Raw genomic sequence first — 16,521 nt, 5'->3', positions numbered from 1 at the left:
AAGTCGTCTTCTGAGCAAAACATTAGAAATTCTTTGGGCTAGTAGTTCCCCGTAAACCATTAGTTCTTGAATATTAAGACTACTTTGAATATGTTGATTACATCTTGCTGAATAAAGGCCTAAATTTTCTATGCTACTATAATTTTGGGGATTTTGATTTTTAGATAATAGATGTCCCCATTCATATTATATATAGTCGCAATCCCAATCTGCTGGTCTATTCCAACACAAGGGCAACTCTGTTCCTTCTATATGGAAGAATGGTCGTTTATTTTGAGCCTCAAAAAGTAAGGAAATAATTTCTTTTACAGTTGTTCTATTTTGTGCATTAAATCTTACTCCTATAAAATCATGTTTTAAATGATTTATTAAAGTGCCAACTAATCTATCATTAACTAAATCCTTCGTATAGGCGTCAGCACTTCGTTGGATATTACGTCGATGGTCAATTAACTTCATTGTCGATGCTTAGATCATTTCTTCTATTCAGTTTATACACAATGGCTTGTCATAAGACCGCTAAGCCACTCTAAAAGATTTGCTAGATGGTAGCTGTTTAATTATGTTATCAAAATCTTAAGCAATCATAAATACCATCAGTATGTAAGCTATCTACAATATAAGAAACTTAGTGAAACAACTTAAGATAGCCTGCTAGAACTAAACCTCCCGCTGCATATATAAATCGCGCTGCACGTCCTGGCCAAGTATAAACTCCAGTTCGCCTACTTCCCTGAAGCCATATTTTAAATAAAACCGCTTGGCCCTTTCGTTGTGCTCCCACACCGTTAGCCACACCACATCATGGTTTTGCTGCAGGGCTTTTTCTAAACTCAGTTGCATGAGTTGGTCACCCAAGCCGCGGCCTGTCCAGGCGCTGGTGATGTAGAGGCGGTTAATCTGAAGCGGGCGCTCCGCCTGAATGGCTTCTGGAGCCGGACCCTTGTTGAGTTTCAGGTATGCTATGGCCTCTCCTGCCACCTCAACAAGTATGAAATCTGTTGTGGGGTCGGCTAACTCAGCGGCCTGTAGTTCGGGACTGTACATGGTAGGCCGAAAAGCGCTCATGTCTTCAGGCTTGTTGTGGGCGGCAAAGGATTCCTCAAATGTGCGCCAGCCTAAGTCAGCCAGTAAAGCGGCATCCTCATGGGTTCCGGCACGAAACGTAAAAATATTTGAATCAGAAAAAGGCATGTGTTCTTTTTAGTTGTGAAGATAACGCTCTTTAGGAAACGATAAACCGATAAGATTAAGCATCCGGCAACTCATCCTTAAAATAAGAAGCGGAACGATATTCCCTAAAGGTGCATCGTTCCGCTTTCTTACTAACTAAAATAAAATCTACTGCTACTCCCGCTTTGTTTTCAACAGGTTCTTTAGCTCTGTTAACTCATCTCTGTACTTGGCTGCCTGTAAAAAGTCGAGGTCTTTGGCGGCGGCTTCCATTTGCTTTTCTGTTTTTTTGATGAGTTTTTCGAGTTCGTCGCGCTTCATCATCTGTATTACAGGTTCAGCAGCAAGAGACACTCCTTCTGCCCCGGCATACATTTTCACATCCCTTCCTTTCCCGTCGGCTGCGGCTCTCTGCTCGAAGACCTCGTCATTCGATTTGAGTATGGTGCGTGGCGTAATGCCATGTTCTTCGTTGTAAGCCATCTGCGTGGCACGGCGGCGGTTTGTCTCGTCAATCGCACGCTGCATAGAGCCCGTCATGCGGTCGGCATACATGATCACTTTGCCTTTCTCGTTACGGGCGGCCCTTCCCATCGTCTGTATCAGCGAGCGCTGGTCGCGCAGGAAGCCTTCTTTGTCGGCATCCAGTATCGCCACCAGACTTACTTCCGGCAGGTCGAGCCCCTCACGCAGCAGGTTTACACCCACCAGCACATCTATCACGCCCAGGCGCAGTTCCCGCAGAATCTCGACCCGGTCCAGCGTCTTCACCTCCGAGTGCAGGTACTTTGCTTTTATGTTAAGGCGCTCCAGGTATTTGGTCAACTCTTCGGACATGCGCTTGGTCAGGGTAGTAACCAGCACGCGTGCCCCTTCTTTTACGCGCTCGTCTATCTCATCCAGCAAATCATCTACCTGGTTGGTGCTTGGCCGCACCTCTATCACAGGGTCCAGCAGGCCAGTTGGCCGGATAATCTGCTCCACAATCACGCCTTCTGATTTCTGTATCTCATAGTCGCCGGGTGTGGCACTCACGAACACTACCTGGTGCATCATACTTTCAAATTCGTTGAAGGTGAGCGGGCGGTTATCCATGGCGGCAGGCAAACGGAAGCCATATTCTACCAAGGCTACTTTGCGCGAGCGGTCGCCGCCCCACATGGCGCGCACCTGCGGCACTGTTACGTGGCTCTCGTCAATCACCATCATAAAGTCGTCAGGGAAGTAGTCGAGCAAGCAGAAGGGCCGTGCACCCGGGGCGCGGCGGTCGAAGTAGCGGGAGTAGTTCTCGATGCCCGAGCAGTAGCCCAACTCACGGATCATCTCCAGGTCAAACTCGGTGCGCTCTTTGATGCGCTTGGCTTCTGCCGGCCTATCTTCCTTCAGGAAGTACTCGTGCTGCGCCACCATGTCAAACTGAATTTCGTTGATGGCCTGGTGCAGCGTGTCTTTGCCGGTTACGAAGAGGTTGGCCGGGTACAGCGAAATCGCCTTCTCATCCGACAGCTTTTTGCCGGATTGCGGATCGATGCGGTGGATCGCCTCCAGTTCGTCTCCGAAGAAATAAAGGCGGTAAGCGAAGTCTGCATAGGCCGGGAAGATATCCACGGTATCGCCTTTCACCCGGAATGTTCCACGTGTGAACTCCGCTTCGGTGCGGCTGTACAGAATCTGCACAAAAGTATATAAAAGGTTGTTGCGGCTGTAGCGCTGGCCGGGGGCAAGGTACAGCACATTCTTCCCGAACTCCTCCGGGTTACCGATACCGTAGATACAGGACACCGACGCCACCACCACAATATCGCGGCGGCCCGAGAGCAGCGCGGAGGTAGTATGCAGCCGCAGCTTTTCTATTTCTTCGTTTATCGCTAAATCTTTTTCTATGAACACATCCGAAGAAGCAATGTATGCCTCCGGCTGGTAATAGTCGTAGTATGAGATAAAGTATTCTACCGCATTGTTAGGAAAAAACTGCTTGAACTCCCCGTAAAGCTGGGCTGCCAGTGTTTTGTTGTGGCACAGCACCAGCGTAGGTTTGTTCACATTCTGCATCACGTTAGCCATGGTAAAGGTCTTACCGGTACCGGTGGCACCTAAAAGCACCTGCACCGGCTCTCCATTCGTGATGCCTTGGGTAAGTTGTTGTATGGCTTTCGGCTGGTCGCCGGTTGGTTTAAATTCTGATGTTAGCTGAAAATCCATTCGTCTTTTTTACGGATATGATAGATATACTACAACACAAAGAGCAGGCAGTAAGTTTACGCTTTTGCTATAGTCATAGCCAATTGCATACGCAGTAACAGGAAGCGCAAAAACAGCAAAGCCTGCTCCGGTAAGGGCAGGCTTTGCTGTTATATACACAAGAGCAAAAGCTTAGTCGTCGTTCCTAACCTCATACTGCCAGATTTCGCTGGACCGCGTGGTTCCGTTACGGCCTAAACCAATATACCCAACGTCGCCTATAGAAAATGCAACAGCACTCTCTCTGCTGGCGGCACGGGTAGCACCACTCAACGCGCGCCATGTATCGGTAGCAGGGTTATATTCCCATGCATCGTTTTGCGCTGCAGCATTCGTTGGGTTAGACTGAAAATTATCTGTTGCTACTCTCGTAACATTTGTTCCTCCCAGCAGATAAGCCCTATTGTTTGATACAAAAACAGTGGCATTGGTTCGCGGCGAAGGAAAGTCTGTACCCGCTGTGCCTGAGCGTTCAGATGAAGTCAGGCTTCGCAGGTTGCGCCAGGTGTCTGTGGCGGGGCTATATTCCATTATGTCAGCTTCCAGAATACCGTTGTTGAGGCCTCCGCCAATATAGCCCTTGCCGTCTACAACAAAAGCATACCCGTTTACGCGCCTTGCGCCGGATAATTCCGTTTTTTCTGTCCAAACAGCGGTCGCTGGGTCATACTGCCAGAAATCTTTGCGGTAGCTACCGTCATAGCCGGCAGCCAAATAGCCTTTGTTTTCTAGCGTCATGGCAACAGCGCCAAAGCGGGCAGTACCCGGGAAATCGGCAATTTGTGTCCAGGTATTCGTAGCCGGGTCAAACTCCCAGAAGTCACTCAGATTGTCTGTGCCGTCGTAGCCGGTGCCAATGTAGCCTTTGCCGTTTGCAGCAAAACCCACTGCGCCGCTTCGGGCCACACCAGGGAAATCAGCCATTCTGACCCACGCATCACTTTCCGGGTTGTACTGCCAGAAATCATTCAAGCGATTTGTACCATCAGAGCCTGTGCCTACATATGCCCTTCCGTCGATGGTGAAGGCAACGGCACCGGTGCGCGCTGTTCCGGCAAAGTTAGACTCTCGTGTCCAGTTACCAGGCAGAACGTCTTCGCTGTCGCCGCAGGATGCAAACATGCACATGGTTAACATGAGAAATATGCTCGTTAACAGGCGCATGTTTTTATAAATGATTGTCATAGCCCAGTAATTCTTATTTAATTGTAGTATAGTAAAGTCTTAATTTAACACTCTGCGGCCCGCCCACAACCAACCTGCTCACGCTCTGTATGTAAGCAGCAACCGGAGGTGCCAGAAACAACGCATTACCTCTCGTGTTTTCCGTTTTTAGCTGCTGAATAATATAGGGGGTAAGGTCAAACTCATACCGGTTGTTGGTTTCCTGGTAAGTTGCCGTCAGCCCTGGACTGTTGGGATTGAGCGGGTTAAGCAGGAGTGGGCTAAACGGCACATTTGCCCTGTTTGCACTGTACAGCGACAGCATAGCAGGAGCAGGATAGGGATATTGTGTCGTATTGCTCAGCGGCTCCACCACCAGTACTGCACGGTTAATCAGGTCAGGCATCAACTGGCTTCTCAGATCGTTCAGGTAGGGGAATTCCAGTTTTACCATGAGACCAGCACCAGCCTGCGTTACGCTTATATTGCCTGTTTGTGCCGCCGGTACCGCTCCACCACTGCGCGTTACGCCTTCCAACGCAGTACCTTCTAAGTCTGTTTCTATTTGATTGTACTGCAAGTTGGCATTGGAAACAGTAAAGTCTTTCGTTTTCGCAGTCAGCGTACCGTCTACTGTTTCAGAATAATACAGGCGTACCCTTGCACCACCCAACGCATAGCCTAACACGGCGCTTCCCTCCGTGCTTGCTACTTTGAAGCCCTTAAAGTAGTTCAGGAAATTAGTGGCATCTCCCAGCCTGCTGTCGCCTGCTTTCTTCAGGTCAAGCCACTCCTGGCCCAACTCATCGGACAGCGGAATAGCGAGGGTGTCTTTGCTTACCGGCCGTGGTGTAAATGTAAAAGAACTAAAAGGCTCTGGTGCGGCATCAGTTCTGCTGATGTTATAAAGCGCGTTATCAGCATATAAGACAGAGGCAGGCTCTTCATTAAAGAAATAAGGGCTGAGCCTTCTTGCCTGTATGTCGCTCGTAAGCCTGTAAAACGCCAGGGTCTGTGCCTGTGTGGTATCCCCATAGTAGTAGCCGCTTAAAGGCACAATCAGTTGAAGAGAATCATAGGTGGCATTTTCAGCAACGTTCCATACGCTGCCCAGGCCAAGCTGGAACAATGAATTTGCCTCTAGTGTGCCGCTGTAAGGCGCAGAAAACTGGCCTACCAGCATCGTGTTTTGTCCTGATGTTGCTACCGAGTCAAGGTATACCGTCGAAACGTTTACTGTCAGAGTATCTGTGAATATGCCGGCAATGTTGTCATCCACCAGTCCCACGCCCAATTCATTGGGATCTTCGCAGGAGGCAAGCGCCAGGCAGCAGCAAAGGAACAGCGTTATTTTGTTTCGCAGGATTGCGCTTCTACTTAAAAATTGCATAGGTTAATACTGTTGTAAACAGATTTTTCTTCTAATTTGATAATAAGACAATGCGGCGGGCACTGAAATCCTATTTATTTCAGGCTCAGTTAGTAGCTGCTGACTAGCAAATAAAATACCTTAAGAAAACCGCCACAAAACGTTTTTATTAAGAATTTACTTTTCCCGGCCTCAAATATAACACTATATTTTCGCTATCAGAAAGATAATGTCCTATACTAAACTTCCTTTGGCACAAGATATTGCACAGGTACGGCCTTAAAGTTGAGGCTCATTGCTATATATTTCACCTGTCATTCCCAGCCTTAAACAGCACGCCTTCGCAGAACCACCGTTGCTGCCCTCCTACTGTTAACGGAAGCAGAAAGGCCTGCCAAAAAATGACAGGCCTCCTGCTTTAATCAACCATTTTTAATCAACAAACAATAGGTACTAACAATAAGACTGAAGGTAAATCTTTTATAAATCAACTGGCCTGTCCGCATACGCGCACCACCCTGACTGCCGGGTATATCACATAAATAGCAGGGCAAATCTGGGTCGGCTCCTCATCCAGTTCCAGAGACAGCTTCAACTGGAGCCCTTCCTGCCGGTATTCCTCCGGCAGGTTTCGGGTAGTTACATACCCTCCGTGCAGTTGCCCAATGTAATGGTTGCTCTGGCTCCCGGCTAAGGTGGCGTCATCCTTCAGTTTCAGGATATACCATCCGTTCTGGCAGTTGTCGGGACCTATTACCTCTGCCTGCATGCAGGTAGGAGCCGGATCACTCTCCGAGCAGCTCACCACCAGCATCGACAGGCAGAGGTAAAGAATCACGATACAGAGGAAGCTTTTCATGGTTTTGTTTTGACTAAGGCATCTTTTACTGCTACCAGGCGTGGCACCCTTTTGGGGCACCACAACCTAACAGGCAGTTTTTTCATAGCTTATTAAGTATAGAGCGGAGTGTTTCATAGCTAATAGAGGTTAGAGCGGGTAAATAAAAATCTATGTTCGAGGGTGCGTTTCTGAACTAAACAAGCAGTGTTAAGAACAAGAGCCCCAGGAGCACATACCAGCCGTACATATTCTGTTGCAATACAATGCTTAGTGCAGTAAAAACATCGCGGATGGCATTCATGTTAGTAGCAGCTATGTTGTAGTTGTTAAGTGTTCATCTGGATGACCCGGCTTTTGCCGAAAGGGTTGCATGGCTATAAAAATTACCTGCTTTTTTTCCCGGCATTCAATTCATAGTTCACGGCCATGTTCAGGCCCACCGCGTAAGGTCTGCCCTGTGGTAATGGGGCATTCTCCGGCTCCGCCAGAAGCGTTTTGAAGTAACTCCTGAACTCGGGCCCCACAGTAACCGACATGTTACCGCCCAAACGCTTGCCTACTCCCCCGGATACATTGCCGGACCACTGCAGCCTTCGGAAAGGAGAATCGTCCTTCAGGTCATAAGCCACGTCCTCCACCTCAGCAGAAGATGCCAGTATAGTCGTCTGCACGAGTATGTTGGCAGCAACGCCTGCTCCTCCATACCAGAACCAGTTTTTGCCCATGTTACCCTCATACTGCAGCCCTACGGGCACTGTAAGGAAACGGTGGCGTTGATTCACCTTGTACTCTGGTGTTTTGGCTACATACAAAGAATCTGCAGCGAAGTTAGAACTGATAGAAGGCACGAACACAGTAGAAGGCCCGCTGGAATGGAAGCCTCTCGCGTAGGTGTTCCCCATATACTCCTGCACCATATAACTGGACCTGGAACGCGTTGTGTTTTGCAGAAATCCAAGCCCTGTGAGCAGTTTCAGCTTTTTGCCTAACTTAAAGCCTGTCTTTGCTTCGAATCCAAAAGAAAATCCGGGATCCGCATTCTCAGCATACTCCTCGCGCGCTTCTTCCATATAGAGGGAAGAGATGGAAGCGGAAGATGAACTACTTGGCATCAGGCTCATCTGGTCACTGGCAGCACTCATGTCCTGACCTGCAGATCCGATATTCTGGTTGAAGTAGCCGGGGGCATAAGCCATTCCCAGCGACCAGCGGCTACTCTCTTTACTCTTCTCTTTTTCTGAATCTTTCTTACTGGCTGCCGCTTCATTGTAGGCAAGCAACTTGGCTTTCTGCTCTTCCTCCATCCGCTTTGCCTGAGCCATCACCTGCTCATTCAGCTTTCTGAAATCGTCGGTAGCCTTAAACTCGGCCCCTTTGGCAGCAAACGGCTGTTGCAACAAAGCAGGGCTGTTGCCAGCCTGCTGTTCAGTAGCTGACAGCGCGGCTATTGTTTGCCTCAGAGACCTGCTCAGGATGAGTGAGTTCTCTTTCTCTACTGTTTCTACAACTGCGTCCGGTGTTTTAGGTTCTGCTACAGTTAAAGTACCTGCAGCCATCTCTACTACTGAATCTCTTCCTGCATCAGACTGAGGCAATGCAGTCGCGGCTGATGTGCCTGTATTTGTACGCGATGTGGTGTTGGAAGCAGCTGCAATGGCAGCCAGGGTGGAAGGAGCCGGTGCTACAGGATTCATTTCTGTTGAGCTATGAGCAGGCGCCTCTCGTTCTGCCTGTTCAGGTGGTGTTGCAGTAGCTGCTACTGCGCCTGCCATTTCCGCTTCTTCAGAAGGGGTGCTGAGAGTAGCTGCCGGCCCAGGGTTTGTGGCAGGTGCCACGGTGGCCAGCGGCTGTTCCGTGCCAGCGGGGCTGCTGAAATACCAGGCACCCAGACCGCCTGCCAACAGCAGGAGCGTGATGCAGGCTGCGGCCAGTTGCCGGTAGAATGCCGCGTGCTGTTTATACGCACCATTTTCATGCACCGTAAGCTCATGGTCTATACGGTCCCAAAGGTGCTGAGACGGCGACGTCTCAGCATCGTACATACGGCTCTGAAACTCTTCTTCGAGTTTACCGCGCTTATCGTTAGCTGCTGATGACATTCTTATAGTTCTTTTCCTGGCGGGAGATCATACCCTGCAGTATGGCTCTCGCACGTGAATACTGTGACTTAGAGGTTCCCTCTGAAATATCCAGCATCTCCCCTATTTCTTTATGGTTATAACCTTCTATGGCATAGAGGTTAAACACCATACGGTAGCGGGGAGCAAGGCTTTGGATCATGCTGAGCAGTTCATCCAGAGAGTAGCCTGTTAGGCTGGAGCTCTCGGAGGCCAGGTTATTTACCTCCTCCGCCTCATGCGACACCGTGAGCAGTTGTTTGCCGCGCAGGTGCTTCAGCGCTGTGTTCACCATGATTTTCCTGATCCAGAACTCCAACGGGCAGTCCCGCTTAAAGTTCCCGATGTTGGAAAACACTTTCACAAACGCCTCTTGCATAATATCTTCAGCCTCAAACGTGGTAGGGGCATACCGCAGGCAAACCACCATCATTTTCTTTGAATAAAGATCATACAGAAGCCGTTGCATCTCGCGTTTGCCCGCGATGCACCCCTCTATGAGTTTATCCTCATCTGACTTAGGTTTTGTAAATAGCTTCAAAAACTGCCTGTTTATTTTTTGCCCTACACACTCACATGATTCCCGTGGAGACGGAATGGTTGCAAGCACCTGAAAATATTTTTTTAGTTTCAGAATACTTGTCTATAACGCCCATAAAAACGCCCCAGAACCTTTGTAAAGATAGAAAAATAATTGATTTACCGTTACAACACCAAAGGGATATTGTTTAAGTAATTCTAATTTTTATCACACGAGATACCACTCCTGTTATTCGTGCTTCAGAGACTGTATTTGAAGAAAATGAAAAAGCCTCCCGGGCAGGAGGCTTTTCTTTCGGAGTATAGTATGAGTTAGTATTAATATTAACGCGTCATAGTATTTCAGTTACCAGTGTAACAGGAAAAAAATTTTGTTCTGATGCTTCTGACTTTTATAGGGTGTGCATGTGCAGTAGTTTGTAGCAAAACACCAATAGCAGTGAAAACAGCAGCAGCCAGGCATAACTCACAATCTTTAGCGCAAAAGCAGAGGTTGGGGTATCACTGTTCATGTCTTCATAAGCTCGAAATTGCGCATACTGCCGCACCTCTTTTGTCAACAGCTGATACGAAACCCTAAACCCTGCCGCTACAATAACCACATCGTCCAGGTAACCGAAAACGGGAGTCAGGTCCGGCACCAGGTCTACAGGGCTTATTGCATAGCCAATGGCTAAGGCCAACAGCATCCGTACATACCATTCTACACGGCTATCGCGGTAAGCTAGGTATAAGGCGTAGATTTCTGTATTTACTGCGTGTGTTTTCTGCTTTAGGGTGTCTAATTGTGTCATCTGTCCTGTATTGTTCTATGGCATTCTACGAGAACAGTACAGCACAAAGTTGCATCATATCAGCATACTAAAGAGAAGGCAAATAGCACTATTTCATGCTATCTGTTCCAGATAGCCCAGGCAGCATCTGCCTGTCGGTACAGCATATCGAGGCCATTACACGTCTGAGCGCCAGCTGCGGCACCTTCTTTCAGAAAAAGTGTTTGCTCAGGATTATAAACTAAATCATATAGGTAGTGCTGCTCCGTCAGCGCCTCGTAGGGCAGGTCAGGCAAAGTATTTATATGTGGGTGCATACCCAATGGGGTGGTGTTGATAATAAGGTTATGGGATTGGAGCAAAGTCGGTGTCAGCTGCTCGTATCCCAACTCCTGCTTTGCCGGGTTCGGGTTGCGTGAAACAGACCGGAAAGGAATCTGCAGCGCGTCCAGGGCAGCCCATACCGCTTTGGCGGCACCGCCTGTGCCCAATACCAATGCCTGCTTCCGAACGGCTTGTGGATAAAATGCCTCTAATGTACTTTTAAACCCGATATAGTCGGTGTTAAAGCCTTTGGTTTTGCCCCCGCTTATGCTGATGGTGTTTACCGCGCCTATTTTCGCAGCCACCTCATCCAGTTCATCCAGCAGCGGAATCACGTCTTGCTTGTAAGGCACTGTTATATTCAGCCCTGCCAATTCTGGCTCCTGTTGGAGCAGTAAGTTCAGGGCTTGTGCCTCCGGCAGTTCATATAGCTCATACTGCGCATCCTGTATCCCCTCCCGCTCAAATTTTTGGGTGAAGTACTTTTTAGAGAAGGAATGGCCAAGCTTTTTGCCGATAAGTCCGAATTTGCGCATGCTGTTTATACTTAATATTATACTCTTGCAGTATCGTCGTCAGTAAAGCGGTCGATGAGGTATACGAGCAGGAAACCGAAAATCGCCAGCACAATGGCATACCCCAGGTAAGATTCCTGCCCTGCTAGGGACTCGTAGGTGCCGGGCAGCACGTTCTCCTGTAGCAGCGGCTTTACTACGCCGTGGCGGTCAGTGTATGTTTCCAGTGTCTCCTTCCATGGCCACACCTTATTTAAAGAGCCCACCATAAAACCCGTCAGCAGGGCTATCGTGGCGCTGTGGTAGTTTTTGAGTGCCCAGTTCAGCACATGAGAGAAAGACAGGATGCCTACCAGGCAACCTAATCCAAACACAGCGATGATGCTCAACCGCAACTCCTTCACCGCATTCAGGATGAACTCATACTTTGCTAGCAGCACCAGCAGAAAGGAACCGGAAATGCCGGGCAGAATCATGGCACAAATGGCGATGGCTCCGGACAGGAAAATAAACCAGTAGGCCTCCGGCGTTTGCGTAGGCGTTGCCACAGTGATATAATAAGCAATAGCTGCCCCTACCAAGCCAACCAAAATCACTCCAGGGGTCCAGCGGGCAATCTTTTTACCCACCACCAAAGCCGAGGCCACTATCAGGCCAAAGAAGAACGACCACAGCATCTCGGGGTAATTCTCCAGCAAAAACAGGATAACGCGTGAGAGCGAAACAACAGAAAAGCCGATACCTGCCAGCAGCACCACCAGGAAACTCCCGTTGATGTGCCGCCAGAAGTCTGCCAGTTGGAAGCGCAGCAGCAGTTTTACAGCCTCACCGTCTATAGAACGGATGGACCCAAGCAGTTCCTCATAAATGCCCGTGATAAAGGCGATGGTACCGCCTGATACCCCAGGCACTACGTCAGCGGCGCCCATGCCTGCTCCTTTTGTAAAAAGCAAAAGGTATTCTCTTAAGTTTCGTCTTTGCATAAGTGTGATGATAGCTCTAAGTGACGGCTAAAAACAAAATTGCCCGTGCGGCCATACCGACGGGCAATTTATATACTAATTTATATAGTTCTGAGCTTCACTTTATCTTTTTAGCAAGGTTTTTCCATGTCCAGGAAATGGTTGAAGGTGTCGCCACGCAGGCCTAAGCGGATTGTTTCCAGCGGGATGACTTCACTTGGCGCAATGTTACCAAGATTTACGTTAGCACCCAGTAATTTAATAAACCATACCTGCTGTGCCTTCTGCGGCGCTTCCCACAGGATTTTCTCAAAAGGGATCTTGGTCAGGATTTCTTCTACCAGGCCGCTTCGCACCTCACCGGTAGAACGGAACAAGCCGACGTTACCGCCTTCACGGGCTTCGCCAATTACCTTCCAGGCACCGGCATCCAGTTCCGCCTGCATCAGCCTGATCCACATATACGGTGGAATAATCTTCTGGTCATCTTTGGAACCCACCTCTGAGAGTACGATTACCTGTTCGGATAGTGTCCGGATATACGAGCACTTCTCGTCGTGGTCCATTTCGAGCGAGCCATCCGACACTTCTGCGTACGTCATCTCGTATTTATCGAGCAAACGGCGGTAGTCCTCAAACTGGTTGCGCACGATAAAGGCCTCAAACAGCGTGCCCCCAAAGTATACCGGTATACCGGCGGCTCTGTACACATCCAGCTTTTTCTGCAGGTTGGGCACCACATACGAGGTGGCCCAGCCCAACTTCACAATGTCTACATACTCTGCGGCTACCTCCAGGAAGTCTTCTACCTCCCGGATACTTAACCCTTTGTCCATGGCCATGGTATAGCCGCGCTCGCGTGGCTTTGGCGCACGCTCTGGAATGCTGTTCAGCGAATAATTCATCTACTTCTATTTGCGATACTGATCAATTAATCGGGATAATGCGCGTTGCGACTCCAGTTCAGGGAAGAACTCGAAGAGCAGCTTATGCTTATCGAAGTCCAAAATTAACGCATTTTCCAGATAATTATAAGCTTCGCGGTATTTTCCTGCCGAAAGCATGTAGGCACAGGCCCTATAATACAGTTCAGCCTCTTTAGGCTGTATTTCTATCGCATTTAAAATTATATCGGTAGCCTCCTCGAAGTTGCCCTGCTCGTAAAGGATGATGGACCAGTTCAGGTAGATGTCTTTGTCGTCGGGCCTGATCTCAGCGGCACGCGCATAACTCTCCAGAGCCGACACCACATGGCCTACATGATACTCCGCGGCGGCAAGCGCTACCCAGTAATCGGCGCTGTCGTCATACATCTCCACCGCCTTTTTGAAGAAGTGCACCGCTTCATACCACTTGCCCTGCGCATCCAGTATCATCCCGATGCCAAACCAGGCCTCATCCATTTCTGGGTCTAAATCCACGGATTTCTGATAGTAGCGGCGCGACAGGTCCCACTGCTGCAGCTTTTCGTAGCACTCGCCAATATTGCAGTATGCCTCTGCCGTGGGCGAACCGTGTTCCACCATCGCATTAAACGCGTCAATGGCCTTGGGGAAATCACCCAGGAACACGAGTGCATTGGCCATGTTGTTGTAGGCCGTGATAAAGTCGGGTGTAATAATGGTAGCGTAATCATAGGCAGCGATAGCCTTGTCGTAGGCGCCCATTTTGTTATAAACGTTCCCCAGGTTAAACCAGGCAACAGACGAGTACGGCTCATTGTCCACAAACTGCTGAAAAAAGGGCACATTCTCGCTGATGGTGTTTGTAGCATCAAGGCAATACAGTATTTCCTGCATCGCCGCCTCATTCTCCTGGTTCAGCTCTATACACTTCTTATAGTACTTAACAGCCGAACTGAACTTACTCCAGGTCTGGTAGGCAAGGCCGATGTTAAAGTAGATATCATCCCGATCATCCTCGGCATAGGCCAGCGCTTTCTTGAAGTAATCAATCGCCTCCCTGAACTCCCCGCGCTGCGTGAAAATAATGCCGCGTGTTAGCTGCACATCTGCGTTCTCCGGGTCTACCTCCGCTACCTGGTTAATCAGAACGAGCGCATCTTCAAAGCTGCCTGCCATGGCCAGTAACTGCGCTTTATCAATCTGAAGTTCGGTAGAAAAGGGGTACTGTGCAATGGCAGAATCACAGGCTGCCAGCGCCTTCTTATATTCAAAGCTGGCGGTATAATGATCTATAATGTATTCAAAATCAGTCAGGTCGAAAAATACAGTCTCGTTGCTGCCGAGCATCCGCTCGAAGCGCTTTATTAGTTCCAGTTCCTCGTTATGTTCTTCGAAATTTTCTTTCATCTCCAATATCCAACAAGCTGCTAAAATCAGCCTATGTCTTACTACATTTTAACGGTGCAAATAGTTTATTTACCGGGGTTGCCGTCTACTTCTGAAGCAGACAGCTGTAGCTGCTCGCATACCCAAACTATTGATTCTGAAAGCGGTCTGAATGCAAGGTTTATCGCCTTGCGAATTTTGTGGTTACTGAATTCATGGCTCTTTGCTGCTACCCGGGCCGTATCTTTCGTTATGAGCGGTCGGCCACCGGTAAGCCACGTGCGGACATGCTCAAAGCGCCACACCACCTCCGCCAGTGCCGGCGGCACTTTGGTGGAAGGGGCTTTTTTGCCGAAGCCGCGCGCTGCCTGCTCAAAAAATTCTTTGTAGCTCAGAAGCCCCGCATTCAATATAAACCTTTCTCCTGAAATATCCGAGAAGGCAAGCCGCAACATGGCTGTTACCACATCCCGCACATCCACAAAGTTAGCACTGCCACCCGTGTAAAAAGCTCGCTCCTGGTATACATACTTAAAGAGCTGTGTGCTGCTGCGGCTCCAGTCTGCAGGGCCAAGTATAATTGAAGGGTTCACAATAACGGCACTCAGGCCTTCGGCTATGCCCCGCCATACTTCCAGTTCGCCCCAGTATTTAGAGCTGGCGTAGGCGGAGTGTTCCTCTGCCGGATCCCATTTGTTGTTCTCAGTAAGCAGCGTAGCACCCTTTGACCGCCCAACCGAGGCGATTGAGCTTACGTGGCACAGCTTTACGCCTGGGTGCTCCAGGCACACATCCACTATGTTGGCCGTGCCTTCTATGTTCACCTGTTTTAGCAGTTCCTCGTCCTGGGGTGCGTACGACACCACGCCTGCGCTATGGAAAACGTGAGTCACATCCTGCAGCGCCTTCCGCAGAAACAGCGGGTCCAGCACATCGCCCTCCAGCCACTGCACCTGCTCCGAGCCGGGCACAGCAGGCACCTGCCCCCGGTAGAGCGCCTTTACCTTATGCCCCTGCTCTAAAAGCGCCGGGATTAAGAAAGTGCCAATCAGGCCGCTGCCGCCAGTTACAAATACCATGTCTGTGAGAAAAGATAAGAAAGGAGGGTTATTACAATTGACTGTTGCGAATGGGAAGCGCCAGCGCCTTGCTCAGGTATTTACTGTTAAATACTTTCTGTAGGCTGTTGGTATGCTTCAAACCATGTGCGTCAGAGCCCAAGAAATCTACCAGGCCGCCATCAATCAGACGCTCGGCATACTCCTTTGCACCAGGCGAGTAATAACCCGTGAGCGAATTAAGGTTGGGCTGAAACAGCACGCCATTCTCCCGCAAGGCTACCAGCGCATCATACTTCCCATAAAAGTAAGTATAGCGTTCCGGGTGGGCCAGCACCGGCTTATACCCCCTGGAGCGCATGTTAAAGATTGCCTCCCGCAGGTTGAGCGGCTCGTTCAGGAAGGATGTTTCAAACAGCAGGTAGTTATCGCCAAAGGTCAGCAGTTCCTCCCCGTGCTCCAGCTTGTGCAGCAGTCCTTCGTCCAGGTAATACTCGGCGGCACAATCCAGTTCCATCTCAATACCCGCTTCTGCTACAGCCTGCTTCAGCAACGCAAGCTTTTCACGTATAATCTCCGGTGTGTTCTTATAGAAGTCGCTCATGATGTGGGGCGTCATGATTAGCTTGCGGTACCCGAGCGACTGCATCACCTGCACCAACTCCAGGGATCGCTCCATATTCTCTGACCCGTCGTCTATGCCCGGCAGGATGTGAGAATGCATGTCAACGCCTAAAGCGCTGAATGACTCTTCCCTCGGAGCACTTTCCCCAAAAATGTTCTTCAAAAACTGTATCATCTCCTAAATCCTGGCTCTTTCAGCTATGGGCTCCCGTGTTATAATATACTTCAAAATAACAGAAATAAAGGCCGCTGTCAAAATAAACTCTGGAACGCCCTGTCCTGCACAAATCCATACCACTAAATATATATACTAATTATCTTATAACTAGCATCCACCGTCTCATAAACGAACGAAGTAAATCAAGTCATACAACTCCTTTACAGGGCACTCACTTCCTTTACCATGTATGAGAGAGGCTTTCATTAACAAATTCACAATACAAGACCTGTGCCATCACCAATTATTAAAACAAGCATACCTAAAACAAATTCATTTTACGAAAACAGAAAATTTGAACTCAAATAGCGT

15 protein-coding genes are annotated in these 16,521 nt (G+C 49.1%); all 15 read right to left on the bottom strand.

Going from position 1 to position 16,521, the window contains the following annotated elements; translation table 11 throughout:
• Positions 1–186 precede the first annotated feature (186 nt).
• The 15 genes from E1919_RS01605 to E1919_RS01535 all read right to left on the bottom strand — a co-directional run bounded on the left by E1919_RS01605 (position 187) and on the right by E1919_RS01535 (position 16,155).
• Entirely contained in the window at positions 187–459 is a 273-nt protein-coding gene (locus E1919_RS01605; RefSeq protein ID WP_162051596.1) for a hypothetical protein, read from the bottom strand.
• A 201-nt stretch (positions 460–660) separates the two neighbouring features.
• Positions 661–1,194 (bottom strand): GNAT family N-acetyltransferase, encoded by a 534-nt coding sequence (locus E1919_RS01600; protein ID WP_162051595.1) that lies wholly within the window; start codon positions 1,192–1,194, stop codon positions 661–663.
• 153 nt (positions 1,195–1,347) lie between these two features.
• Positions 1,348–3,375, bottom strand: coding sequence for an excinuclease ABC subunit UvrB (uvrB, locus tag E1919_RS01595; RefSeq protein ID WP_162051594.1), 2,028 nt, complete (start codon positions 3,373–3,375; stop codon positions 1,348–1,350).
• Between the two features lie 171 nt (positions 3,376–3,546).
• Entirely contained in the window at positions 3,547–4,542 is a 996-nt protein-coding gene (locus tag E1919_RS01590; RefSeq protein ID WP_237143946.1) for a Kelch repeat-containing protein, read from the bottom strand.
• Between the two features lie 70 nt (positions 4,543–4,612).
• Positions 4,613–5,968, bottom strand: a complete 1,356-nt coding sequence (locus E1919_RS01585; RefSeq protein ID WP_162051592.1) for a DUF4270 family protein — start codon at positions 5,966–5,968, stop codon at positions 4,613–4,615.
• A gap of 466 nt (positions 5,969–6,434) precedes the next feature.
• Entirely contained in the window at positions 6,435–6,806 is a 372-nt protein-coding gene (locus E1919_RS01580; RefSeq protein ID WP_162051591.1) for a hypothetical protein, read from the bottom strand.
• Between the two features lie 365 nt (positions 6,807–7,171).
• Positions 7,172–8,887: a hypothetical protein gene (locus E1919_RS01575; protein ID WP_162051590.1), complete on the bottom strand. Its 1,716-nt coding sequence runs from the start codon at positions 8,885–8,887 to the stop codon at positions 7,172–7,174.
• Complete coding sequence (locus E1919_RS01570) at positions 8,871–9,446, bottom strand: RNA polymerase sigma factor (protein ID WP_162051589.1); 576 nt, start codon at positions 9,444–9,446, stop codon at positions 8,871–8,873. Before E1919_RS01570 ends, E1919_RS01575 begins: the two co-directional genes overlap by 17 nt.
• 391 nt (positions 9,447–9,837) lie before the next feature.
• Positions 9,838–10,239, bottom strand: coding sequence for a YkvA family protein (locus tag E1919_RS01565; RefSeq protein WP_162051588.1), 402 nt, complete (start codon positions 10,237–10,239; stop codon positions 9,838–9,840).
• A 98-nt stretch (positions 10,240–10,337) separates the two neighbouring features.
• Positions 10,338–11,078: a shikimate dehydrogenase family protein gene (locus E1919_RS01560; protein WP_162051587.1), complete on the bottom strand. Its 741-nt coding sequence runs from the start codon at positions 11,076–11,078 to the stop codon at positions 10,338–10,340.
• Between the two features lie 17 nt (positions 11,079–11,095).
• Entirely contained in the window at positions 11,096–12,040 is a 945-nt protein-coding gene (locus E1919_RS01555) for a polyprenyl-phosphate transporter (RefSeq protein WP_237143945.1), read from the bottom strand.
• A gap of 110 nt (positions 12,041–12,150) precedes the next feature.
• A complete protein-coding gene (locus tag E1919_RS01550; protein WP_162051586.1) occupies positions 12,151–12,924 on the bottom strand; it encodes a phosphosulfolactate synthase in 774 nt (257 codons plus the stop codon).
• Between the two features lie 6 nt (positions 12,925–12,930).
• The gene (locus E1919_RS01545) at positions 12,931–14,331 is read right to left on the bottom strand and encodes a tetratricopeptide repeat protein (RefSeq protein ID WP_162051585.1); all 1,401 of its coding nucleotides are present in this window, start codon (positions 14,329–14,331) and stop codon (positions 12,931–12,933) included.
• A gap of 65 nt (positions 14,332–14,396) precedes the next feature.
• Entirely contained in the window at positions 14,397–15,389 is a 993-nt protein-coding gene (locus E1919_RS01540) for an NAD-dependent epimerase/dehydratase family protein (protein ID WP_162051584.1), read from the bottom strand.
• A gap of 31 nt (positions 15,390–15,420) precedes the next feature.
• Positions 15,421–16,155, bottom strand: coding sequence for a tyrosine-protein phosphatase (locus E1919_RS01535; RefSeq protein ID WP_317168179.1), 735 nt, complete (start codon positions 16,153–16,155; stop codon positions 15,421–15,423).
• Between the last annotated feature and the right edge of the window lie 366 nt (positions 16,156–16,521).

The sequence above is a fragment of the Pontibacter pamirensis genome, from assembly GCF_010015475.1.
Lineage (GTDB): Bacteria > Bacteroidota > Bacteroidia > Cytophagales > Hymenobacteraceae > Pontibacter > Pontibacter pamirensis.
The sequence above is the reverse complement of the archived record's forward strand: the minus strand, read 5'-3'. Positions and strand labels throughout refer to the sequence as shown.